The organism is Streptococcus pseudopneumoniae (assembly GCF_038148935.1).
GTDB classification, from domain to species: domain Bacteria; phylum Bacillota; class Bacilli; order Lactobacillales; family Streptococcaceae; genus Streptococcus; species Streptococcus pseudopneumoniae_U.
Genome location: NZ_JBBJZX010000025.1, coordinates 1 through 24,236, shown reverse-complemented (window position 1 = coordinate 24,236; position 24,236 = coordinate 1). Strand labels below are relative to the sequence as shown.

Sequence of the window (24,236 nt, the reverse complement as noted above, 5' to 3'; positions counted from 1 at the left end):
AGTCCTTCAATTAACAGTCGCTTACAATCAAATTGAGTTTGAAATAGCTGAAGCGACAACAGACCTATTTCTTAGCCATATTCGCTAAAAAATCCCCGCCAAAATCTCAAAAAGTCCCCGCCAATTCCCCGACCAAAATCCGAAAAATATCGAAAAATATCGGAAAATGATGTTTAGAAAACTCTCCAAAAGCCTGAAATAGAGCCAAAAAACTCCACCTGATTGGGTGGAGTTAAGGGAGATTATTATGAAAAAGAAAAGTTTAGGATTTTATTAAATAAAGTTAGGAGGTCTTTATTTAATAACTATATGATACTAGACAAAGCTTAAAACTAGCTTAACTTTTCTCATATTTTACTATTTTACAAAAAAATTCTATTACCATCACCTCACCCCACAAAAAAGTCACCTGATTGGGTGACTTCATTAGGAGATTATGATGAAAAAAAGTTTTAGGATTTCATTAAATAAAGTTAGGAGGTCTTTATTTAATGACTATATGATACTAGACCATCCTTAAACTTTGCTTAAGAAAAAACAAGTTTTGTTATTTTTTTCGATTCGCCCAAGTCATCCCTATACAATCATAGGTGGATAAGACTTCAAAACCCATAGAACGATAAAATCTTACGTTTTTTTCTGTATCTTCTGTCACCAGCTGGACTTGATAGGCATCTTTGTAATCTTTTAAAGCCTCTTTCATCAAGAGACTACCAATCCCTTGACGCTGATAGATAGGTAAAACGATTAAATCCTGAACCAATACTGATGAGAATCCATCTCCAACCAAACGAATCAAGCCCACCACAGCATCGCCATCAAGCGCCATATAAAACGCTAATGAATGAGATAAGGCCTGCTCCAGCATCTGAGGTTGATGGGTATAATTTGTCCAACCAACAGCCTGATAGAGATGCAAAACATCCTCTAGTTTGACGATTTCTTGCCTTCTAATAGTGATCATATCAACACCTCTTAAAGCTCTCTCAAGCTCTTGTACTGCTGTCCATTTTTATCAAAATTTTCAGGACGCAACCATGTTTCCAAACGAGCTTTGACTTGAGGCCAGTCCTTATCAATCATAGACAACCAATCCGTATCCCTCGTCCGTCCCTTATAAACCACTGCCTGACGGAAGGTTCCTTCATAAATAAAGCCTAAACGTTCCGCTGCTCGTCTGGATGGCAGATTTAAGGCATCGCATTTCCACTCATAACGACGATAGTTCAGCTCCTCAAAGACATAGCGAGCCAGTAAATACTGGGCTTCGGTTCCAATCCGAGTCCCCTTGAGCTCTGGAGAAAAAGTGACAGCTCCCACTTCTATTACTCGGTTATTCTGGTCAATGCGCATGAGAGAAAAAGTTCCTAAAGCCTTACCAGTTGCCTTGTCTACAATCGCATAGTAAAAACGATCCTTACGAGCCAACATCTGGTTTAAAAGGCTAACCAACTCCTCCATATCTGCTACTGGCTCCTGAAAGAAGTAAGTCCACATCTCCCGAGGCGTATCAGGGCCATAAACAGCTAGCAAATCCTCCGCATGTTTTTCTACCGAGAGAGCCTCTATCCGAGCATAACGCCCTTCTAAGAAATCAATAGAAGGCAGTGCACCGGATGTATAACCTTCCATTGACTCCCCAATCATCTGACCATATTCATTTACTGGCATAGCTTTCTCCCTAATTTCAAACTTTATAGTTGCCCATAGTATACCATACTTTCATAAGAAGATTCAAAAAATCCCCCAGATTCTACTCTGAAGGATTCCTATCTTATTTCACAACAATGTTGACAAGCTTGTTCGGTACCGCAATCACTTTCACGATTTCCTTACCGTCAATTTCTGCCTTGACTTTTTCGTCAGCCAGAGCAATTTCTTGCAATTCTTCGCGTGATAGGTCTTTGGCTACCATGAGTTTAGCACGGACTTTTCCTTTGATTTGGACAACGATTTCAATTTCGTCTTCAACTAATTTGCTTTCATCCCAAGTTGGCCAAGCTACATAAGAGATAGATTCTCCTGTTGCTGCAACTCTTTGCCAGAGCTCTTCTGCCAAGTGAGGAGCAAATGGCGCAATCAACTGGATAAAGCCTTTGGCGTAGTCTACATAAAGCTTATCTTCCTTGTTAGCCGCATTGACAAAGACCATAAGTTGGGCAATGGCTGTGTTGAATTTCAATGATTCGATTTGTTCTGTGACAGCTTTGACTGTTTCGTTGTAAACCTTGTCAAGAGCGCCATTGTTTTCCGCAACAATTTCCTTGCTTGTAATCAAACGGTAAACACGGTCAAGGAATTTACGGCTTCCTTCCAGACCTTCTTCTGACCAAGCGATTGAAGCATCAAGTGGTCCCATGAACATTTCATAGACACGAAGGGTATCGGCACCGTATTGTTCCACTACATCGTCTGGGTTGACAACGTTCTTAAGCGATTTAGACATCTTAGCTGGTGCTTGCTCCAACTCCTCTCCTGTTTCCACATGGAAGAAAGAACCGTCACGTTTTTCAACCTTATCGGTTGCCACAAGAGCGCCACGGTGGTCACGGTAGCTTGTTCCCAAAATCATTCCTTGGTTAAAGAGTTTTTGGAATGGTTCCTTAGTCGGAACAACACCGAGGTCATAGAGGAATTTGTGCCAGAAACGAGCGTAAAGCAAGTGAAGAACAGCATGCTCTGCACCACCCACGTAGATATCTACTGGCAACCATTGTTTGAGAAGATCCTCATCGGCCAATTTCTCAGTGTTGTGTGGATCGATATAGCGGAGGTAGTACCAGCTTGAACCTGCCCATTGTGGCATGGTGTTGGTTTCACGACGACCTTTGACACCATCTTCACGAGTCACTTCAAGCCAGTCTGTCAAGTTAGCTAGTGGACTTTCACCAGTCCCTGAAGGACGGATGTCCTTGGTTACTGGCAAGACGAGTGGCAATTCATTTTCAGGAACAGCTGTTGAAGTTCCATCTTCCCAATGAATGATAGGAATTGGCTCTCCCCAGTAACGTTGGCGGCTAAAGAGCCAATCGCGGAGACGGTAGGTAACCTTCTCCTGACCACAGTCGTTTTCTTCCAACCAAGCCACAATCTTAGCAATTGCGTCTTCTTTGTTGAGTCCATCTAGGAAGTCTGAATTAACGTGAAGACCATCTTCTGTGTAAGCAGCTTCTTCAACGTTTCCACCTTCAAGTACTTCGACGATTGGAAGGTCAAATTGTTTGGCAAATTCCCAGTCACGTTGGTCGTGGGCTGGCACAGCCATTACTGCACCTGTACCATAGCTAGCAAGGACGTAGTCCGCAATCCAGATTGGAATTTCTTTGCCATTGACAGGGTTGATGGCATAAGCACCAGTCCAAACCCCTGTTTTTTCTTTAGCAAGGTCTGTACGAGCCAAGTCTGACTTGAGGCTGGCTTGATGTTTGTAGTCTGCTACTGCTTCTGCTTGCTCTGGACTTGTGATAGCGTCAACCAAATCATGTTCAGGAGCCAAAACGGTGAAAGTCGCACCGAAAAGGGTATCAGGACGAGTGGTAAAGACTGTAAATTCCTTGTCTGTTCCTTTTACTTTAAAAGTTACATTAGCACCAGTTGATTTCCCAATCCAGTTGCGTTGCATGTCTTTGATAGACTCTGGCCAGTCCAGGTCATCCAAGTCACTGAGCAAGCGCTCTGCGTAAGCCGTGATTTTGAGCATCCATTGGCGCATTGGTTTGCGGACAACGGGATAGCCACCACGCTCAGAAGTTCCATCAGGAAGAACTTCTTCGTTGGCGATAGCTGTTCCCAACTCTTCAACCCAGTTTACTGGCACTTCCGCTTCATAGGCCAAACCTTTTTCGTAAAGCTTAGTGAAAATCCATTGAGTCCACTTGTAGTAGTTTGGATCTGTTGTATTGACTTCACGATCCCAGTCGTAAGAAAATCCAAGCGCATTGATTTGGCGTTTGAAGTTAGCAATGTTTTCAGCCGTAAATTCTGCTGGGTCATTACCAGTATCCATAGCGTATTGCTCTGCAGGCAAACCAAAAGCATCCCAACCCATTGGGTGAAGGACATTGTAGCCTTGCGCACGTTTGTAACGGCTGAGGATATCGGTTGCAGTATAACCTTCTGGGTGTCCTACGTGCAGACCCGCTCCAGATGGATAAGGGAACATATCAAGAGCATAAAACTTCGGTTTTGATGCATCTGTTCCTGTCTTAAATGTATGATGTTCTGCCCAGTAGCCCTGCCACTTAGGCTCAATTTCTTTATGATTGTAAAAACTCATGGTCTCTCTCCCATTTTGTGATGTTACTATTATACCATTTTTGAGGGAATTTGAAATGTGTTAAAAGAAAAAAGAAAAAACTGTATACTGTATCTCATTAATTTTGATGACTATGGATTGCTCTATCACCCATTTTTTTATCTTATTGGTATGCGGGAAATCAAAGAGCAAAACAAGAAGCTTATCTCTTACAACACAAAATACTAATTTTAGACCGAAGATACGACTGGAATGCTAATTAATGTATTCACAATAAATAGCCGACAACCTGTGTCGCTTTTTAATTTATGAAGAGCGTCGGATTCAATACGAGGATCAATAAAAGACTACCATTTGGAAAACAGTAGTCCTTATTGTTTATTTTGAATTTACATAGGCGTCTACAGCGATGATAGCTTGAGCAACATCTGAAGGCGAAATCTTAAACGGCATCTGATGGATTGTCTCACCCTCCATAGTTGCTTGTTTACCAACTTTTATTAAATCATCATATCCAACTTGATCCAAATGCATTTCTTTTAGAGTTGTTGGCATACCAATTTTTTTGTAAAACTCAATATACTTATCAAGTTCTTCTTTAGGTCTATTTTCCAATAATAGTTGTACTAAAGTTCCATAAGCTACTTTTTCACCATGTGTTAAATGATGAATGTCACCTGTCAATGCAGTAAAACCATTATGAATTGCATGCGCCGCAGCTAATCCTCCACTTTCAAAACCTAGGCCACTCAATAAAGTATTAGCTTCAACAATATTTTCTAATGCTGGTGTCACCACTTTAGCTTCACAAGCTGCCATAGCCTGTAAACCATCTGCAAACAGCGTTTCTTCACATTTCTTCGCAATTGCAACTCCAGCCAATGTTTGCTGTTGTCCCAACATAGTTTTTCCATTTGCCTGCATAACCGCACGCGCCTCAACCCAAGTTGCTAAACCATCTGCAATACCAGACGCTAATAAACGCTTAGGAGCTTGCGAAATAACTTTTGTATCAACCAAAACTAAATCTGGATTTTTAGAATAAAATAGATAATGATCAAATGCACCTTCATCTGTATAAATAACAGATAAAGCAGATACAGGTGCGTCGGTCGATGCAATTGTTGGAGCAATAATAACAGGTTTTTCAATCAAATCTGCAATAGCTTTTGCACTATCAATCGTCTTTCCACCACCAAGCCCGATAATACTATCACAATTTTCTTTCTCAGCCAAGGCAACAACTCGATTGATTTCATTGTCAGAAGCTTCACCATTAAACTGGGCTAGAACAATATGGAAACCATACCTATGTAGGTAATCTTCAAATCGTTTTCCAACAATATCATAAACCAACTGATCGCATAATAGAATCGGACGATTTCCCAAATCCAATATTGATTTGGCATTTTCGAACAAGGCATTTTCCCCTTGAATATATCTCGAAGGACTAGCAAAAATTCTCATATGTATTTCCTCTCTATCTAAATGGAACGACCATTTTGAATAACAAACCAATCGTCAGAAAAATCATCAACCGCCTTTTGGATAGATGGCATGGCGAAAGCTGATTCAAAAACATCTGCTCCTGCTGTAACAGCATGCGCACCTGCAGCTAAAGCATTATTTACTTGTGCTACATTTTTAAAGGATGCAGCTAAAATCTTACTAGGAGAGTTCTGTCTATCAATAGCAAGAGCTAATTGACGAATGACAGAATTTGAATCAATGTTCAGATTTTCCATTCTATTATAATATGGAGCTAGGTAATCCGCTCCTGCTTCGATAGCTAATAATCCCTGAATAACTGTATAAATAGCTGTTGCAGTGATATGGTAGCCCTCTTTTTTTAGCACCTTTATTGCATGTAATCCAGCCGGAGTAACAGGTACTTTGATAAATATATCATCTCCTGCTTGTCTACGAATTTCATGAGCATCCTTTAAGATGCCTTCAAAATCTTGAGAAATCACCTGAACATGAATAGAGGGTGCAGAGCCAATCAATTCTCTTACATCTTTGATTCGTTCAAAAAAATTAATAGAACCCTCTCTTTTGGCAATAGTGGGATTTGAGGTTACCCCAGCTAGCGGTAAAATTTCAGACCATTTTTTAATCTCATCTAAATTTAATGTGTCAAGCATAAATTCCATAAAAAGAACCTCTTTATTTTACAAAGTATGCTCAGTACGTCCTATAATATCATCTTGGGTTGCCTTAGAAAGAACATTGAAGAATGCAGAGTATCCTGCAACACGAACAATTAAATCTCTGTGTTTTTCAGGATGTTTCTGAGCGTCAATCAACGTCTCTCTGGAAACAACATTGTATTGAATATGGTACCCATGTAAACGATTAAAGAATGTTCGTAACAAAGCAATTAGTTTTAATTTATCTTCTTCTTTGGCTAACGTTTGAGGATTTACTTTCTGATTTAAGAGAACCCCACCTACGATTTCATCTGTTGGTAATTTTGAAACAGATTTTAAAACAGATGTAGGGCCGTGTTGATCCATATTATGTGATGGTGAACAACCCTCTGCTAACGGTGTACCCGCATTGCGTCCATCTGGAGTTGCTAATGTCCCACGTCCCTGTCCTACGTTGGCTGAGATAGAAGATGTTCCTGAATAACGAATTCCGCCAATAGGTCCTCTTCCATAACGTGTATTAGGATATTTAGCAATTTCATCAACATAAATGTCATAAGCAGCAGTAACCAATTTGTCAGCATAATCATCATCATTACCGTACTTAGGTGCATCATGAATCAACATTTCTTGAATGACCTTACCTTCTTCTCCGGCATAATCTGTTTCCAATGCATGCCAAAGCTGACTTGGGCTTATACGTTCTTCCTCAAATACCAATTTTTTAATTGCAGCTAATGAATCCGACAAATTTGCAATTCCAACTTGCAAACCTGATATATAATCATATACTGCTCCACCTTCTTTAAGGTGTTTTCCACGACCAATACAATCATCAGTCAATGCTGAACATAGAATATCAGGAACTTCTCGTTCCAATGATAAATCAATAGAATTTTCAACAATAACACTCATTCGTGTCAAATATCTTAGTGTTTTATCCCAAGCATTTTCTAACTCAGAAAAGTTCTTCATATCCTTAAAATGACCAAAACTTGGTGCAAACCGTTTACCCGAAGCCGGATCAATTCCATCATTCATCGTGATAAGTAGAACCTTAGGGAAGTTCATATAACTCATACCTGTGCAACGATATCCCCATTTTCCTGGAACTGCCGTTTCAACACATCCAATGGCACTGTAGTCATAAGCATCATCTTCCATTACTCCTTTTGCAATAAAAGAAGGAATAATAATCTCATCATTATTAAATGCAGGCATACCAAAACCAAGTTTCATCACCTCAATACACTCATTCATGAAACGAGCATCTAAACCTGCATGGTAACGTACAGTTAGATTAGGTTGCGGTAGATGAGTTTGTGCAACTGATTTTAATACCAAATAAGATAATGGGTTAACAGCATCCTTCTTATCTCGAGTCTGTCCACCAATTGTAACATTTTGATATAAAGGACTTCCTGCTGAAGAAAATGTATGTGCTTGACTGCGAACCTTATTAATTGTAATTGTCTTAATCCAAAGATTTGTCAGACGTTCAACAATGCTATCTTCTGTTTCTTTACCACTTTCTAAATCAGCCTTCATATATGGATACATATATTGATCAAAACGGCCGTATGAAAGAGAGTGACCATTAGATTCAATTTGTAAAATACATTGAATAAACCAGACTGATTGAATAGCTTCTGCAAAAGTAGTTGCCGGTTCATATGGGACTCGAGAGCAAATATCTGCAATCTCAAGTAATTCTTTCTTACGTTTAGGATTTGCGTTTTCGGCTAAACTTTTAGCAAGGTCAACAAAGCGATTTGCGTATACTTTAATAGCATCGATTACGATAAATATAGAGTCGTAAAAATGATATTTATCAATACTTGCTGGATCTGTTAAATCTAGAGCTGCTTTCGCTTTACGAGCCCGCTCTTCAAAACCTCTTAAACCAAATTGCAACAGTTTCTGATAGTTAACTGCTAAGTGAGCATCTCCAGAATTCATCTTACCTTCCATACCGAAGAATCCTGTTTCCATATAAACAGATACTTCTTCAGGTAACAAGGCACCAGCTCTAGCACGTAAATTATTATTTTCCCAAAACGGAGCAATACTTCTAAGTTGTTCTTTTGTTTCTTCTGTAATATAGAAAACATCTCCATCACGCTTTTCAAAAAGATCCAACTCATTGAGAACAAATTCTAGCGTATATTCTGGAAAAATAGGAGCATCTTTATTGGAAGAAGCTTGATTTCCCGCAATCATAGATTCTTCTTCGATATAGATAGTCATATTTTCCAAAATTTCTTTCAGCATATAGGCGCGTTTTAGGACATTAGGTTGTTCCTTATATCGATCATAAGCGCGTGTTGCTAGAACCGCTCTCTCAGCATCAATATAAGGTTTTTTATTTAAAACATCTTCTCGATATTTGTTCATCCTTTCAGTAAGGCTACCAAAATATTCTGTCTTGATTGTCGTTCTTGCTACTTCTTTATTTACCATAATAAACACCTTTCTTTCGAAAATATTTTTGTTTCTTTCGAAAATATAATACCTGGTTTTTTAGAAAATTTCAAGCTTTTAACTAGAAAAACTTTAACTCTCTAATTTTTAGCACAAATGTGTGTGTTTAATGATAATACACAAATGTTTTTTTAGAATTATCATGCTTCATTCTGATAAGCTAAACGATCCTGTACTTTAAAGAATGGGAAATAAACTAATGTAGACATCGCTAATATCACTAGCTGAGTAATAACTCCTTGCCATCCACCAACCATAAATCCTGATATAATAGCTGGGGTACTCCAAGGTAATGTAACTCCTGAAAATGGCTGCATGAAACCTGTTGCAATAGCTCCATATACTATAACAGCTGCAAGTACAGGAACAAGAATGAAAGGTACAAACATAACTGGATTCATGACAATCGGAAATCCAAATACAACTGGCTCATTTACGTTAAATATTGCTGGAAAAGCTGCTACTTTCCCTAACGCTTGGTACTGTTTAGATTTTGATGCAAAAAGCATCGCAACTACAAGTCCAAACGTAATCCCTGAACCAGATAGAATTAAAAATGAATCTAAAAATTGTTGAGTAACAATATGTGCACCATTTTCTAATGATAGATTCCCAGAGGCTAACATAGCTTTATTAGCATCAAGATTAGATAAAAGCAGAGCTGTCACTACTCCATTTACTACCGATTGTCCATGAACACCAAACCACCACAAAAATGATATAAAGAATGCAATTCCAATTGCACCATACAAAGATCCAGTTAAACCTTGCAATGGAACTTGAATAGCAGAATAAATCATTTCTATGAATGTTCCGCCATTAGTCAATGAGCTCGCTAAAATATATACAATCATAGAAAGTAAGAAAATTACAAATGCTGGAATCATTGCTTCAAACTGTTTGGCAATAGCTTGTGGAACTTGTTCTGGCATCTTAATAACAATTTTTCTCTTTATAAAGAAGGTATAAATACTTCCTACTACCAAACCTATAATGATAGCACCTATAATTCCTTGACCTCCAAACCAAACTTTACTAATAGCATCCCCAATTGCCTCACCTTGTTTAGGGATATAAGATGATCTTAGCAAAATAAAGAACGCAGATACAGATAGAACCCCAGCTGGCAAAGCCTCTACTCCGCTATTCTTAGCATAAGAATAGGCAATTGAAAAACAAGAAATTAGACCCATAATCGCAAAAGTTCCTGAATATACTTGCATAAACGGCTCTGTCCAATTTGCTCCAAATACACTAGCAATGCTCTTGTTTAATCCTTCAAATGGCAATTGTCCCATAATCAAGAATAAACTACCAACTACTGTCAATGGCAAAATTGCTAACATACCATCTTTTAGAGCTATAATACCACGCATATTCACAAACTTCATCATAGGTGCAATGATTTTTTGAACATCCATCTTTGCCATAATAAATCTCCTTTTCTTACCCACTAATCAAAGATAGGGCCAAATCTAATACTTTTTTCCCATCTAACATACCATAGTCCATCATCGGAATAACAGCTATCGGAACATCACACTTATCACAAATTTCTTTTGATTTATCTAATGTATAAGCAACTTGAGGCCCCAACAGTGCAACATCTAGATTTGGGGCATAATCCGCTAACTTAGACTGAGAAAACGCCTCTATTTCTGCATCAACTCCACTAGATTGCGCTGCAATTTTCATATTATTTACAAGCATACCAGTAGAAAAGCCTGCTGCACAAAACAAACCAATCTTCACCATTATATTTTCCTCCTCTATGTTAATACTCTAGTATTATTTTTTATTAAGTTCTTTTCTCAAACTAATAATTTCTTTGATTAAATTAATCTCCGTCATGCTAGTCATGAGATGATCTTGTGAATGAACAAAGAGAGCTGTAATTTCTGTCTTTGTACCAGATGCTTCCTGTGCCAAGAATTTTGTTTGTAGATTATGGGCTTCTAATAGGGCTGCATCAGCTAGCTGGATTTCTTCTTCACATCGTTCACATGTACCGTTTTTTATGTAATCTAATGCTTTATAAATATGTTGTTTCGCATCGCCAGCATATAAAATTAAACCCATGATAATTTGATCTGGAACAATCATTTCCATAAATTCCTCCTCATTTCACTATGTAAAAAGCTTTTTTCATTTGAAATTTTAAAATTTTCTTTTGTAACTATAGGATACAACTACATAAGAAACTTGTCAATCCAAAAATCAACAAATAAACAATTTTTATTTATATAAGCACAAATGTGCAGTTGACTAAAAAGAAAAAACGATAAACTGATCAGTCTATCATTTTCACTCACCTAGAATCTCTCTAAAAGTAAAATCCCCATCTTCTTCCAAAACTTTTAAAATGGTATTTTTATCTGTAATCAAATGATTTACTAAATTAGCACGCAAGACAGAAAGAATCGCAGATACTTTCGTATCACCGTAAGCAACAGCTAAACTTTGAGGAATATTTTTTAAATCTTCCAAAGAGATTGCTATCGTTCTTTCCTGTAAGTTCTCATAGACTTCTTTACCTTTTGAATCAAAGAATCGACAACAAATTTCCCCTACAGTTTTAACTTTTGTCAATTCTTTAAAGTCATCCTCTGTAAGCATGTCTAACCATTGATGTTTTCCTTTATTACTAAAATCACCAATCCCAACCACAACTATATCTAAATCTTTCCAACTATTTTTCAAATCTTCAAAATATCTTGATTGCAAAATACCATCTGCTAACAATTTATTTTCTTGCACAATTGTTGCATTCATAAATGTACATTCTCCATGAAATTTTCTAGACATTTCATAAATCAGTGTATTCACATGGTATTTAGCGTGTATGTGACTAGGACCACCTGCCAGAGGATAGAAGTGAACATTTCGGACACTTTTGCTGTGGATTAAATCTACTAAATTACTTAAACTTTTCCCCCAAGAAAAGCCAATTTTCATATTATCATCAATTAAATTCCTAAGGACACCTGCTGCAACTTGAGAAATTCTTTCAGATAAAATTGTTGGATTATCATCAAATTCATTTGGAATAATTTCTAAACTTTCCAGACCATATTTTTCTTTTACATAATTTTCCAACTTAAACATATTGGTATCAAAATTCTCTATTTCAATTTTAACAATTCCTGCATTCCTTGCTTCTGTTAACATTCTACTAATAGAGGTTCTATAAATTCCTAATTTTGCTGCTATTTGTGACTGATTTAAGTTTTCAATATAATACAGATAAGCAATTTTAGAGAGCAGTTTATTCCTATCTTGATTCATACATTTAACCTCTTACGAAACTACCTTAACCATTATCCCAGCATTTTCTAATGTAGCTATATTTTGTTTAGAAAGTTTTTCGTCTGTTATTACTTCATAGACTTGACTTAAAGCAAATCTTCTTACTGTACCCCTTTTATCAAATTTACTTGAGTCAGTTAGTACAATGACTTTATCCGACGCTGCTGAAATATATTGAACTACCTCACTGCGCATTAAATCTTTTCCTGTAAAGCCCATCTCTTTATCGTAACCATCTGTCCCAACAAAAGCTTGATGCACATGAAAAGTCTGTATCATTTCTTTTAATAAAGGTCCCACAGTAACCTGTGAATCCTTCTGAAACTCTCCACCAAGAACAATAATACGACATGAATCATAAGCTCTCACAAAATTTGCTATAAAAAATGAATTTGTTACAATCGTAACATTTCTTTTTTGCTTGCAAATTTCCTCAGCAAGTAAAGCACAGGTCGATCCAGATTCTATCATTATTGTTTCATTATCTGACACCAATTTTACTGCTTCCTGAACAATTTTTCTCTTAATTTCATAGTTAATTGACAAACGTACATTTAAGTCATCTCCACTATTTAACACAGCATATCCATGCTCTCTGTGTAATAAACCTTTTGACTCTAATTTATCTAAATCTTTTCTAATCGTTACTTTCGATACATTTAATTTTTCCGATAATGTATTAACATCAATCTTTTCATATTCTGATACTAATTTAATAATTTGTTCCAATCTTTTCATTTTACACCTCCGTTTTATTCTACCAAAATAAAAAGCAAAAAACAACAAATTAAACTTTCGTTCGTAATTGTTTTTCTTTCGTTTTTGTGATAGGATAGAATTATAAAGAGGAGGAACTCTTATGGAAATATCTAAAGGAATTATTTTTAATATTCAACACTTTTCAATTCATGACGGTCCGGGTATTCGTACAACTGTTTTTTTAAAAGGATGTCCTCTGCGCTGTCCATGGTGTTCTAATCCTGAATCTCAAAAAATGAAACCTGAAAAAATGAAAGATGCTCAACGAGAGAAATTCACCTTAGTCGGTGAAGAAAAGACTGTTGAAGAAATTATTACAGAGGTATTAAAAGACAAAGAATTTTACGAAGAATCCGGTGGAGGTTTAACTTTATCAGGAGGTGAAATATTTGCTCAGTTTGAATTTGCTAAAGCCATCTTAAAGTCAGCTAAAGAACATCACATACACACTGCCATTGAAACTACTGCCTTTGTTGATCATGAAAAATTTATTGATTTAATCCAATATGTGGATTTTATCTACACAGACCTAAAACATTATAATTCTATAAAACATAAAAAAGTGACTGGGGTTTTTAATCAAATGATTATTAAAAACATTCATTATGCTTTTTCTCAAAATAAAACTATCGTTTTAAGAATCCCTGTTATTCCTGATTTTAACAATAGTTTAGAGGATGCAGAAGAATTCGCTACTCTATTTAACTCATTAAATATCGACCAAGTTCAACTACTCCCTTTTCATCAATTTGGTGAAAACAAATATCGTTTATTAAATCGAAAATATGAAATGGATGGAGTCAACGCACTTCATCCTGAGGATCTTATTGATTATCAAAAGGTATTTCTGAACCATCATATTAATTGCTATTTCTAGTTTATCTCCTTGAAATGCTCTAGCTATTTGCAGATAACAAGCATCTATAATACATACTTAACTTTTCAAAAGGTTTAGCTAAAAAATTTTAGCCAAACCTTTTCTATTTTACCTTGCTCTAAAATTTTTAAACTGCTATACTTATAACAGAAAACCCTTCCAAGGAGGTAGCGGATGTCTCATTCCTTTAAAAAATCTCTCCAAAAAGAAATTCTCCATAGAAGCTCTATCGCAGCCTTTGTGACCTCTCTTTTACTGCTCATTTTACTTTTTGGTTTTTCCTATTTTTTACAAAAGCAACAACTCTCCAAAGATACGAGACAGATTGTCAAACAGGTTCAAGAAATGAAAGAAGCAAATAATGAGCTCCTGACTACTATGAACCATAAAATGATTCCTGGATTTTTGGATGGCAAACACACAGAACGAGAAGTCTTTAGCTTATTTTACGAGACAAAAGCTAAATTAAAACTTAGTTCTGACCTCATTATCCTAAGTGATACAGGTGAATTACTATTTAGTACCAATCGAAATCATCAAGAAAGTATTTTATCTCCCTACTATCTAAAACTACTCATTCAAAATCCTTCTCAAGAAAAAGTGACAGAAAAAATTGCACTCTCTTCAGATAAGCGACATTACACACTCTTTATCAAACCACTAGTCCAAAACCAACGAGTTAAGGCCTATACTATTGCTTTCGTAAATGAGAATGATTTCATCTCAAGTTTCCCAATGATCAATTCCAAATACATCATTACCGATAGTTTTGGAAATATGTTTTCTAACAATACAAATCAGTTCACTCGTTCCACTCTTGAAAAATTGGATGAAAAACTCCTACACTCTCGCACCCACTGGTATGCGAATGAACCGCTTATTGTTCAAAAAGAAAAAGTCGGTGCTATTTTTTCAATCTATACTTTTCAATCCTTCTTTCCCATTCCTAGCTTACTCGGCCTAGCCTCCGTCCTCACCTTATGTATATTCTTCCTCTACTTCTGGCAAGCAAGACGAATTGCTCATAAAATTGCCACACACAACGCTGTTCCTATTGAAAGTTTGGTTTACCAACTTCAAGAAATTCCTAAACAAGCAGAAAAAAGGCTTTCTCTACAAACAGGTGATGAGTTTGAGTTTATGGCAGAAAAAATCAACAATATGTTGTACGAATTAGATCAACTTCATCATAAAATGTTGACCATAGAAAAAGAAAAGTGGATTTTTGAAAGAAAAATGCTGGAAGCTCAGTTCAATCCTCATTTTCTCTACAATACACTTGAAACGATTAAAATCACTTCTTTAATGGATGCCACTCTCACACAAGACCTAATTCAAAATCTCACGCGCATTCTTCGCTACAGTATCACGGATTTAGAAAAAGAAACAACCATTTGTCAGGATTTAAAGATTATAGAGGATTACCTTACGATCCATAAAATTCGTTTTGAGCACTTTTCTTATGATATTGTCTGTCCAGAAACTGTCGACAAGCAGCCTATCCCTAAGCTTTTCTTACTTCCTCTAGTAGAAAATGCTATAAAATATGGGATGCAATACCGTATTGATCTTCATATTGATATCCAAATTACCTTGGAATCAGATTCTCTGACTTTTTTAGTCAAGGATAATGCCGGAGGGCTCACAAAACAAGAGAGACTCGCTATTTTAGACTCTTTAGAAAGCCCTCATACCCAGCATGGCATCGTGAACAGCTATAAACGATTGAGCAATTTCTTTTCTGATGTCCAGCTAGATTTAGGAGTCAATCGCCAAGGAGAAACTTGGGTCAAATTTATAACGAAAGGACTAACTCATGTTTAAGCTCATTATCGTAGAAGATGAACACCTCATCCGAAAATGGCTAGAGATTGCCGTAGACTACTCTGCCTTAGGTATCCAAGTCGTAGGAACTGCCAGTCACGGTCAAGAGGGAATGAAACTCATCCAAGAAAAAGAACCTCATATTGTCTTAACAGACATCACCATGCCAATTATGGATGCTTTTATGATGTTCGAAGCCACTCGTACCCTTTCCTATGAAAAAGTTATCTTATCAGGTTATAACGATTTTCAAAATGCCAAAAAAGCCATGCAATATGGAGCAGTCGATTTCTTATCCAAGCCAATTGATACCAAGGAATTGACAGAATGTCTTCAAAACATTGTTTTGCGATTACAAGGTAGCACCTATCAAGAAACTCCTTTTTTAGAAGAATATCAAACTTTACTCACCTCTATCCAACAGGTTGATACACAAAACCAAATCATTCAACAAATGATTTCCTTTGTCCACAAGCATTATGCAGAGCATTTTACGATTGCGACTATTGCTGAAGCTTTAAACTATAGCGAAAGCTATCTATATAAGGTTATCAAAGAAGACTTCCCCATGACTCTAAATGAATATATCTTACAATATCGCCTGAAACAAGCTATAGATAAGATGGCTGAATCTCCCAACTCCCCTCTAAGCGACATCTCTGACCAAGTTGGATTTTCAGACTATAAATATTTTGCCAAAGTATTTAAAAAGTATCTCCATATTTCCCCAAAGGAATTGAAATCACTCGGAAGAATAGTAAAATAAGCTATTCTTCTTTTTGTAGAGAATTTTACTCTAATAGAATAGAATTGTCGGTTTTAAAAACGCTTACATTGTTTTAAAATAAACTTAAATAACATAACGGAGGTATCCATCATGAAAAAGAAATGGATGTATTATGCTGCTTGCGGACTAGCTCTTTTTGGTCTTGCTGCTTGTTCTTCTAATGAATCTGCCGATGGCGGTTCATCTGATAAAGGAGACGGCGGTTCGCTAGTCGTTTATTCACCAAACTCAGAGGGCTTAATCGGAGCAACTATTCCTGCCTTTGAAGAAAAATATGGTATCAAAGTAGAACTGATTCAAGCTGGTACTGGAGAACTTTTCAAAAAACTAGAGTCAGAAAAAGAAGCTCCTGTAGCCGATGTCATCTTTGGTGGTTCTTATACGCAATATGCTACCCACGGAGAACTCTTTGAAAACTATACTTCAAAAGAAAATGATAATGTTATCAAAGAATATCAAAACACAACTGGCTACTCTACACCTTATACACTAGATGGTAGCGTTTTAATCGTCAATCCTGATTTAACGAAAGGCATGAACATCGAAGGATATAGCGACCTTCTCAAACCTGAACTAAAAGGAAAAATCGCAACTGCTGACCCAGCAAACTCTTCTAGCGCCTTTGCTCAATTAACAAATATGCTACAAGCTCAAGGTGGTTACAAAGACGATAAAGCTTGGTCTTATGTAAAAGATCTCTTCACACTTATTGATGGTAAAATCGGTTCAAGCTCATCTGGTGTCTATAAAGCAGTCGCTGACGGAGAAATGGCTGTTGGTCTCTCTTATGAAGATCCAGCAGTTAAACTCTTAAATGACGGAGCTAACATTAAGGTAGTCTATCCAAAAGAAGGAACAGTCTTCCTACCTGCTAGTGCTGCTATCGTTAAAAAAGCTAAAAATATGGAAAATGCCAAGAAATTTATCGATTTTATTATCTCTCAAGAAGTACAAGATACACTTGGTACAACCACTACTAACCGTCCTGTTCGTAAAAATGCTAAAACAAGCGAAAATATGAAACCAATTGACAAAATCAAAACACTCACTGAAGATTATGATTATGTCATCAAGAATAAATCAGATATCGTTAAGAAATACAACGAAGTCTTTACAGATATCCAATCTAAACAGTAAAAGAGGTTCACTATGAGTGAGATCAAAATTATTAACGCCAAAAAAATCTACCACGATGTCCCTGTTATTGAGAATTTGAACATTACAATTCCAAAAGGAAGTCTCTTTACCCTTCTTGGGCCTTCAGGTTGTGGGAAAACGACCCTTCTTCGTATGATTGCAGGTTTCAACAGTATCGAAGGTGGAGAATTTTACTTCGATGATACAAAAATCAATAATATGGAACCCAGCAAACGCAATATCGGGATGGTTTTCCAAAACTACGCTATTTTTCCACATTTGACTGTCCGAGATAATGTTGCTTTTGGTCTTAAGCAAAAGAAGGTTCCAAAAGAAGAATTGATCCAACAGACCAACAAGTATCTTGAACTCATGCAAATTGCTCAATATGCGGATCGCAAGCCCGATAAACTTAGTGGTGGACAACAACAACGTGTCGCCTTGGCACGCGCCTTAGCTGTTAATCCAAGTGTTCTCCTCATGGACGAGCCACTTAGTAACCTAGATGCCAAACTTCGCTTGGATATGCGTCAAGCCATTCGAGAAATCCAACACGAAGTGGGAATTACAACCGTTTATGTAACCCACGACCAAGAAGAAGCCATGGCTATTTCAGATCAAATTGCTGTTATGAAAGACGGAGTCATCCAACAAATCGGCCGACCAAAAGAACTCTATCATAAACCAGCTAATGAGTTTGTGGCCACCTTTATCGGACGTACAAATATTATCCCTGCCAATCTCGAAAAACGGAGCGACGGCGCTTACATCGTCTTTTCAGACGGCTATGCCCTTCGAATGCCAGCTCTTGATCAGGCTGAGGAACAAGCTATTCATGTAAGCATTCGTCCTGAAGAGTTTATCAAAGATGAATCTGGAGATATTGAAGGCACTATTAGCGATAGCGTCTATCTTGGACTGAATACTGAATACTTCATCGAGACAGGCTTTGCCTCAAAAATTCAAGTTAGCGAAGAATCAACTTTTGAAGAAGATATACAAAAAGGCGATCGTATTCGTCTACGAATCAATACTCAAAAATTAAACGTCTTTTCTGCAGATGGTTCTCAAAACCTGATAAAAGGAGTCAACCATGGAACGTAAAAAACTAAATATTTGGACAGCCTCCTCTTTCTTCATCTTTCTTACCTATCTTGTCTTTCTCGTGTATCCTATCGTTACCGTGCTCAAGCAAGCACTCATACATGAAGGACAATTCTCACTAGCTAATTTTGTCACTTTCTTTAGTAAAGCCTACTACTCTGAGACACTCGTCAATAGTTTCAAGGTTTCCATTACCGCTACTGTCACTTCCTTAGTTGTAGGAACCTTATTAGCTTATCTCTTCTCTATGTATGACTTCAAGGGGAAGAAATTTCTACAAATATTGATTATCATTGCTTCCATGTCAGCTCCTTTCGTGGGAGCCTACTCCTGGATTCTCTTGTTGGGACGAAATGGGGTCATCACTAAATTCCTGACAAATACCCTTCATCTTCCAGCTATCGATATTTATGGATTCAAAGGAATTGTACTTGTCTTTACACTACAATTATTCCCACTAGTATTTCTATACGTTGCTGGGACAATGAAAAGTATTGACAATTCTCTACTTGAAGCCGCTGAAAGCATGGGGTCCTTCGGATTTAAGCGTATCGTAACGGTTGTTTTACCTCTCCTAGTTCCAACCTTACTGGCTGCTGCCCTACTTGTATTTATGAGAGCATTCTCAGACTTTGGAACACCGATGTTAATTGGTGAAGGATATCGGACTTTCCCCGTCTTAATTTATACCCAATTCATTAGCGAGGTTGGAGGAAATTCTGCTTTTGCATCTGCTTTAGCAATTATGGCGATTATCATTGCCTTGGCAATTTTCCTTATCCAAAAATACATTTCAAATCGCTACAGTTTCAGCATGAATTCGCTCCATCCAATTGAGCCTAAAAAAACTACAAAAGGAAAAATGGTTGCCATTTATGCAACAGTCTACGGAATTATCTTGTTCTCTGTTCTACCTCAAGTCTACTTGATTTATACTTCTTTCCTAAAAACATCAGGTATGGTATTTGTCAAAGGTTATTCTCTAAACAGTTACAAGGTAGCTTTCAATCGTATGGGATCTGCTATTTTCAATACCATTCGTATCCCTTTGATTGCCTTAGTTCTAGTTGTTTTATTTGCAACATTTATCTCCTACCTAGCCGTTAGAAAACGGAATTTGTTTACAAACTTAATTGACAGCCTCAGTATGGTCCCTTATATTGTACCAGGAACTGTTCTAGGGATTGCCTTCATTTCTTCCTTCAATACCGGTCTATTTGGAAGTGGATTTCTTATGATTACAGGAACAGCTTTCATCTTAATTATGTCCCTATCTGTCAGAAGATTGCCTTATACGATTCGCTCATCTGTTGCTAGCTTGCAACAAATAGCCCCAAGTATTGAAGAAGCCGCTGAAAGCTTAGGAAGTAGTCGTCTCAATACCTTTGCTAAGATTACAACTCCAATGATGCTATCTGGTATCATTTCTGGAGCCATCCTATCTTGGGTTACAATGATTTCAGAACTCTCTACTTCTATCCTCCTCTACAATGTCAAAACAAGAACAATGACTGTAGCCATTTATACAGAGGTTCTCAGAGGAAATTACGGTGTAGCCGCAGCCTTGTCAACTATCCTGACTGTTCTAACAGTAGGTTCCTTGCTCTTGTTTATGAAAATCTCTAAAAGCAATAGCATTACACTTTAGTTTTCCCCATCAAAAACAGCCGAAAGGATTATCCTCGGCTGTTTTTTCTTATCTTGATATTCCTATCAAATCCCTAGCTCATGGCAAGCAAGTCTAGACTGATTAAATAGATGTTTCTTCCATCTTCTCCCGTCCTAATTCTCGGTAACTACGGTCACCGACAACCTCCACGCTAAATTGGCCGTCCTCATATTCAAGGATGGTCACACTACCATTATCGAGACCATGTGGATGCATACCATTGATCAGATAAACAATGGTTCCAATGGTCATTCCGTGGCTAACGACAAGGGCATTGCCCCCACCTTGTTCTTCCATTTCTTTGGCAATCGCTTCAAAGCCTTCCTTGATTCGGCCACTGAGTTTTTCCCAGCCTTCAGCCCAACCAGCTGTATCAACCTCCACCAAGCCCTCAGCCAGTTCAGCATAAGACAATTGGTGAACATGGTCCACATTAAAGATACGAGGAATGATTCCCATGAAAAGATCACCATCGTAGGCTCCGTCAAAGCTACCAAAACACCATTCTCTGATACGCTTGTCCATGCGATAAGGGATTTTTCCCTGCAAGCCAAGTTCATCAAGGATAATTCCCATTGTCTGAATAGTGCGACCAGAATCACTCGAATAAGCACGCTCAAACTGCAGACCAGATTCTCGCAAACCGATTCCTAACTCTTGAATCCCTCGCTCACCTTCAGCTGTTAAGGGAGTATCACTCCAACCTTGCGCACGACCAATCGTGTTAAACATAGTCTTGCCATGACGTACCAAATACAATCGTACTTTTACCATTTTCCGTCCTCCGTTTGCTTCTATTATATCATGGATGATAAAACAAAAGCCACCCAGACAGGCGACTTTTGCAGGAGATTATTATGAAAAAGTTTAGGAGTTCTATTAAATAAAGATATTAGATGAAAATCAAATTCAAACTAAATCAGTGTTATCTGTTTCAAATAATATTAGGAGGTCTTTATTTAATGATTATAGTATACACATCCAACCTTAAATAGAACTTAAAAATTAAACCCATTCACCTTTTTCATTTACTTTATAACCGTTAATGGTCATATTTTTTGCTAATTTTCCATCAGCTAGCAAATAATACCACTTATCTCCATCCTTAATCCATTGGTTACGAGCGTACTTACCATCTTGGTTCAGATAATACCAACTATCATACTGAGAATCAAATACCCACTCGCTCTTAGCCATGTAACCGCCACGTTTTAGGTAGTATTCGCCCTGCCAAGCTTTCTCCACATAACTACCAGTTGAATCTACATAAAACCAGCTCTTATAATCTTCATCATAAATCCATTCACTTGCAGCCATTGAAGCATCTGCTTTTAGATAATAACGGCCTACCCAGCGGTTTCTGACAAGATTGCCCGAAAGGTCATTGTAGTACCATTTGCCAGACTCTTTAAACCACTTACTTGCTTGATAATCCTTCTTAGTCTCTCCATTAGCAGTAACGGTAGCTTGAGATGAAGATGAAACTGTGGCTGATGTAACCGTAGAAACTGCTTGAATAGCCTCTTCTTTTGTCACCTTAGGCTTAGCTTTACCTTGGTAAACATCTTCGATACGCTTAGTAAAGACAGATAACTCTTCAGGGGATAGCATATGTCTTATTTCAGGTTCTTCCTTATATATTAGACCTGCTTCTTTTTTAATTTTGTATTCCGCTTCTTTAACTATCTGAGCTATTTCTTTGAATAATTTAAGCTTGTCCGCACCTAAAAGACCAGCATCACTTCTGATATCTTCTCTTTGAATAAAAGCTACATCATTCAACTTTTCAATGTTTTTTTGCGTAGGAATTAAACTAGGACTCGATTTATCAACATTTTTATAAAAAGTTGATAAATTTTGAACATAATCTTTTAATGTTAAATTAGTATTATTTTCTGGATCGTAATCACCAAAATAATTACGGTCCCGAGGTATCGACCAGCCTGTTAATGGTCCGTAAAACATTTTTAAATCGCTAATTATTTTTTCCTTTTCTTCAGATGAGTATAAGTTACTATCTTTTTCTACTTGCTGAAGTAGTAAGTCATATTTTTTTATTCTAGCTATATAAAAAACATATCCTAAAAAGTTAGGCACATCACTTTTTATTCTATTGACAATTTCTTCGAATTCAAACGAATAATAGTAACCATTTTTTGAAAATCTATTTATATTTTCCTCTGTGACCTCAGCTAATCTTTTAACTACGACAGTCTTGAGTTTTAAGACATCATCATCTTTAAATTGTACAGTATTCCAATCAATGCCATCAATTTCTTCCAATAATTTTTTCTTCACTTGTTCAGAATAATTTCTAGCTACATTCTCTAAATCTGCTTGTGTTTTATATAGACTTTCATTTCTTTAATTCGTATCATTTTCCTGCGCAGAAACTACTTGACTGGCAAAAGTTGGAACTAGTAAAGTCGACAGTCCTAAAGCTACTAAAGCATGTTTCATTTCTTTTTTCATCATTTTCTCCTAATCTCTTAATTTTTAAAACTATGGATTGGTGCTGGGATTTGTCCACCGCGAGAGATGAAATCAACAGACGAAGCACCATTGACTTTCATTACTGGAGCTGTACCAAGAAGGCCACCAAACTCAATCATATCGCCTTCTTTTCCTTTTGGAATGATACGAACAGCTGTTGTTTTCATGTTAATGACACCAATTGCAGCTTCATCTGCAATCATAGCCGCAATGGTTTCAGCAGGTGTATCCTCCGGAATGGCAATCATATCCAAACCAACGGAACAGATAGCCGTCATGGCTTCTAGTTTTTCCAAATTAAGAGAGCCATTTTGCACTGCAGCAATCATACCCTCATCCTCAGAAACAGGGATAAAGGCACCAGACAAACCACCGACTTGGTTGCAAGCCATCACTCCGCCCTTCTTAACTTGGTCGTTCAAGAGTGCCAAGGCAGCCGTCGTCCCGTGTGTCCCAACTGTTTCTAGCCCCATTTCTTCAAGGACACGTGCAACAGAATCTCCAACCGCAGGAGTTGGCGCCAAACTCAAGTCCACAATACCAAACTCCACACCCAGTCTCTCACTGGCCATTTGACCAACCAATTGACCGATACGAGTGATTTTAAAGGCAGTTTTCTTAACTGTTTCGGCTACTACATCAAAGCTCTGTCCACGAACTTTTTCCAAGGCACGTTTCACCACACCAGGACCGGAAACTCCGACATTGATGATAACATCTGCCTCCCCAACACCATGGAAGGCACCCGCCATAAATGGATTGTCCTCAACAGCATTAGCGAATACAACCAACTTGGCCGCTCCCATATCAGATAGAGTTGCCGTTTCCTTGATAACTCGTCCCATATCTGCCACAGCCGTCATATTGATACCAGACTTGGTTGAGCCGATATTGACTGACGAGCAGACCTTGTCCGTTTCAGCCAAAGCACGAGGAATAGAATTGATGAGAATCTCATCTCCCTTTTGATAACCTTTTTGTACCAAGGCTGAGAAACCACCAATAAAATCCACACCGATTTCTTTCGCAGCCTTATCAAGCGCTTTTGCCAGAACCACGTAGTCCGTCGCATCTGTCGCTGCTCCAATCAAAGAAATAGGAGTCACCGATACACGCTTATTAACGATTGGAATTCCCAACTCAGCCGCAATCTCATCCCCAACAGCCACTAAATTAGCCGCCTTGGCTGTAATCTTTTGATAAATTTTCTCCGCAGCACGATTGATATCTGGATCGATACAGTCCAAAAGGGAAATCCCCATGGTAATGGTTCTAATATCGAAGTTTTGCTCCTCAATCATAGCGATGGTTTCAGTAACTTGTCTAATATCCATGTGCACCTCCTAGATATTATACATAGCTTCGAAAATCGCTGCACTCTGAATATTGATTTT

Annotated in this window: 19 protein-coding genes and 1 pseudogene; 6 read left to right on the top strand and 14 right to left on the bottom strand. The window is 37.5% G+C overall.

The window, feature by feature from the left end; all coding sequences use genetic code 11:
* Positions 1-547 precede the first annotated feature (547 nt).
* The 11 genes from WKI42_RS04255 to WKI42_RS04205 all read right to left on the bottom strand — a co-directional run bounded on the left by WKI42_RS04255 (position 548) and on the right by WKI42_RS04205 (position 12,930).
* A complete protein-coding gene (locus tag WKI42_RS04255; RefSeq protein WP_368081269.1) occupies positions 548-964 on the bottom strand; it encodes a GNAT family N-acetyltransferase in 417 nt (138 codons plus the stop codon).
* A gap of 11 nt (positions 965-975) precedes the next feature.
* Complete coding sequence (locus tag WKI42_RS04250) at positions 976-1,671, bottom strand: GNAT family protein (protein ID WP_368081268.1); 696 nt, start codon at positions 1,669-1,671, stop codon at positions 976-978.
* 103 nt (positions 1,672-1,774) lie between these two features.
* Positions 1,775-4,276, bottom strand: a complete 2,502-nt coding sequence (gene leuS, locus WKI42_RS04245; RefSeq protein WP_368081267.1) for a leucine--tRNA ligase — start codon at positions 4,274-4,276, stop codon at positions 1,775-1,777.
* A gap of 357 nt (positions 4,277-4,633) precedes the next feature.
* Positions 4,634-5,722 carry a glycerol dehydrogenase gene (locus WKI42_RS04240; RefSeq protein ID WP_112444601.1) on the bottom strand — a complete coding sequence of 363 codons (1,089 nt, stop codon included), beginning with the start codon at positions 5,720-5,722 and terminating at the stop codon, positions 4,634-4,636.
* A 17-nt stretch (positions 5,723-5,739) separates the two neighbouring features.
* Complete coding sequence (locus WKI42_RS04235; protein WP_368081266.1) at positions 5,740-6,408, bottom strand: fructose-6-phosphate aldolase; 669 nt, start codon at positions 6,406-6,408, stop codon at positions 5,740-5,742.
* Between the two features lie 18 nt (positions 6,409-6,426).
* Entirely contained in the window at positions 6,427-8,865 is a 2,439-nt protein-coding gene (locus WKI42_RS04230) for a glycyl radical protein (protein WP_368081265.1), read from the bottom strand.
* A gap of 161 nt (positions 8,866-9,026) precedes the next feature.
* Positions 9,027-10,316, bottom strand: coding sequence for a PTS sugar transporter subunit IIC (locus tag WKI42_RS04225; protein WP_001096819.1), 1,290 nt, complete (start codon positions 10,314-10,316; stop codon positions 9,027-9,029).
* Positions 10,317-10,332: 16 nt separating this feature from the next.
* Entirely contained in the window at positions 10,333-10,641 is a 309-nt protein-coding gene (locus WKI42_RS04220) for a PTS sugar transporter subunit IIB (protein WP_000238718.1), read from the bottom strand.
* 33 nt (positions 10,642-10,674) lie between these two features.
* Positions 10,675-10,995, bottom strand: coding sequence for a PTS lactose/cellobiose transporter subunit IIA (locus tag WKI42_RS04215; protein ID WP_262081917.1), 321 nt, complete (start codon positions 10,993-10,995; stop codon positions 10,675-10,677).
* 195 nt (positions 10,996-11,190) lie between these two features.
* Positions 11,191-12,171 (bottom strand): sugar-binding transcriptional regulator, encoded by a 981-nt coding sequence (locus WKI42_RS04210; RefSeq protein ID WP_368081264.1) that lies wholly within the window; start codon positions 12,169-12,171, stop codon positions 11,191-11,193.
* A gap of 12 nt (positions 12,172-12,183) precedes the next feature.
* A complete protein-coding gene (locus WKI42_RS04205; protein ID WP_000824966.1) occupies positions 12,184-12,930 on the bottom strand; it encodes a DeoR/GlpR family DNA-binding transcription regulator in 747 nt (248 codons plus the stop codon).
* Between the two features lie 121 nt (positions 12,931-13,051).
* Here WKI42_RS04205 and WKI42_RS04200 point away from each other — a divergent pair, with 121 nt between their 5' ends.
* The 6 genes from WKI42_RS04200 (at position 13,052) to WKI42_RS04175 (ending at position 20,328) form a co-directional block, all read left to right on the top strand.
* Positions 13,052-13,828 (top strand): glycyl-radical enzyme activating protein, encoded by a 777-nt coding sequence (locus WKI42_RS04200; protein WP_368081263.1) that lies wholly within the window; start codon positions 13,052-13,054, stop codon positions 13,826-13,828.
* Between the two features lie 174 nt (positions 13,829-14,002).
* Positions 14,003-15,652, top strand: coding sequence for a sensor histidine kinase (locus WKI42_RS04195; RefSeq protein ID WP_368081262.1), 1,650 nt, complete (start codon positions 14,003-14,005; stop codon positions 15,650-15,652).
* The gene (locus WKI42_RS04190; RefSeq protein WP_368081261.1) at positions 15,645-16,418 is read left to right on the top strand and encodes a response regulator transcription factor; all 774 of its coding nucleotides are present in this window, start codon (positions 15,645-15,647) and stop codon (positions 16,416-16,418) included. The genes WKI42_RS04195 and WKI42_RS04190 overlap by 8 nt, the downstream gene beginning before the upstream one ends.
* 111 nt (positions 16,419-16,529) lie before the next feature.
* On the top strand, positions 16,530-17,576 hold the full coding sequence (locus WKI42_RS04185) for an ABC transporter substrate-binding protein (protein WP_000731166.1): 1,047 nt from the start codon (positions 16,530-16,532) through the stop codon (positions 17,574-17,576).
* Positions 17,577-17,588: 12 nt separating this feature from the next.
* The gene (locus WKI42_RS04180) at positions 17,589-18,680 is read left to right on the top strand and encodes an ABC transporter ATP-binding protein (protein ID WP_368081260.1); all 1,092 of its coding nucleotides are present in this window, start codon (positions 17,589-17,591) and stop codon (positions 18,678-18,680) included.
* On the top strand, positions 18,670-20,328 hold the full coding sequence (locus WKI42_RS04175) for an ABC transporter permease (RefSeq protein ID WP_000440017.1): 1,659 nt from the start codon (positions 18,670-18,672) through the stop codon (positions 20,326-20,328). Before WKI42_RS04180 ends, WKI42_RS04175 begins: the two co-directional genes overlap by 11 nt.
* 102 nt (positions 20,329-20,430) lie before the next feature.
* Here WKI42_RS04175 and WKI42_RS04170 read toward each other — a convergent pair whose 3' ends face one another.
* The 3 genes and pseudogenes from WKI42_RS04170 to WKI42_RS04160 all read right to left on the bottom strand — a co-directional run bounded on the left by WKI42_RS04170 (position 20,431) and on the right by WKI42_RS04160 (position 24,176).
* Entirely contained in the window at positions 20,431-21,123 is a 693-nt protein-coding gene (locus tag WKI42_RS04170) for a histidine phosphatase family protein (protein WP_368081259.1), read from the bottom strand.
* A 231-nt stretch (positions 21,124-21,354) separates the two neighbouring features.
* Positions 21,355-22,821, bottom strand: a pseudogene (locus tag WKI42_RS04165) (N-acetylmuramoyl-L-alanine amidase family protein).
* 17 nt (positions 22,822-22,838) lie between these two features.
* Positions 22,839-24,176, bottom strand: a complete 1,338-nt coding sequence (locus tag WKI42_RS04160) for a PFL family protein (protein WP_368080117.1) — start codon at positions 24,174-24,176, stop codon at positions 22,839-22,841.
* Between the last annotated feature and the right edge of the window lie 60 nt (positions 24,177-24,236).

Bases quoted from the DNA above. Each gene is read 5' to 3' on its own strand.
- WKI42_RS04255 (WP_368081269.1), bottom strand. From the start codon at position 964: ATGATCACTATTAGAAGGCAAGAAATCGTCAAACTAGAGGATGTTTTG.
- WKI42_RS04250 (WP_368081268.1), bottom strand. From the start codon at position 1,671: ATGCCAGTAAATGAATATGGTCAGATGATTGGGGAGTCAATGGAAGGT.
- leuS (WP_368081267.1), bottom strand. From the start codon at position 4,276: ATGAGTTTTTACAATCATAAAGAAATTGAGCCTAAGTGGCAGGGCTAC.
- WKI42_RS04240 (WP_112444601.1), bottom strand. From the start codon at position 5,722: ATGAGAATTTTTGCTAGTCCTTCGAGATATATTCAAGGGGAAAATGCC.
- WKI42_RS04235 (WP_368081266.1), bottom strand. From the start codon at position 6,408: ATGGAATTTATGCTTGACACATTAAATTTAGATGAGATTAAAAAATGG.
- WKI42_RS04230 (WP_368081265.1), bottom strand. From the start codon at position 8,865: ATGGTAAATAAAGAAGTAGCAAGAACGACAATCAAGACAGAATATTTT.
- WKI42_RS04225 (WP_001096819.1), bottom strand. From the start codon at position 10,316: ATGGCAAAGATGGATGTTCAAAAAATCATTGCACCTATGATGAAGTTT.
- WKI42_RS04220 (WP_000238718.1), bottom strand. From the start codon at position 10,641: ATGGTGAAGATTGGTTTGTTTTGTGCAGCAGGCTTTTCTACTGGTATG.
- WKI42_RS04215 (WP_262081917.1), bottom strand. From the start codon at position 10,995: ATGGAAATGATTGTTCCAGATCAAATTATCATGGGTTTAATTTTATAT.
- WKI42_RS04210 (WP_368081264.1), bottom strand. From the start codon at position 12,171: ATGAATCAAGATAGGAATAAACTGCTCTCTAAAATTGCTTATCTGTAT.
- WKI42_RS04205 (WP_000824966.1), bottom strand. From the start codon at position 12,930: ATGAAAAGATTGGAACAAATTATTAAATTAGTATCAGAATATGAAAAG.
- WKI42_RS04200 (WP_368081263.1), top strand. From the start codon at position 13,052: ATGGAAATATCTAAAGGAATTATTTTTAATATTCAACACTTTTCAATT.
- WKI42_RS04195 (WP_368081262.1), top strand. From the start codon at position 14,003: ATGTCTCATTCCTTTAAAAAATCTCTCCAAAAAGAAATTCTCCATAGA.
- WKI42_RS04190 (WP_368081261.1), top strand. From the start codon at position 15,645: ATGTTTAAGCTCATTATCGTAGAAGATGAACACCTCATCCGAAAATGG.
- WKI42_RS04185 (WP_000731166.1), top strand. From the start codon at position 16,530: ATGAAAAAGAAATGGATGTATTATGCTGCTTGCGGACTAGCTCTTTTT.
- WKI42_RS04180 (WP_368081260.1), top strand. From the start codon at position 17,589: ATGAGTGAGATCAAAATTATTAACGCCAAAAAAATCTACCACGATGTC.
- WKI42_RS04175 (WP_000440017.1), top strand. From the start codon at position 18,670: ATGGAACGTAAAAAACTAAATATTTGGACAGCCTCCTCTTTCTTCATC.
- WKI42_RS04170 (WP_368081259.1), bottom strand. From the start codon at position 21,123: ATGGTAAAAGTACGATTGTATTTGGTACGTCATGGCAAGACTATGTTT.
- WKI42_RS04160 (WP_368080117.1), bottom strand. From the start codon at position 24,176: ATGGATATTAGACAAGTTACTGAAACCATCGCTATGATTGAGGAGCAA.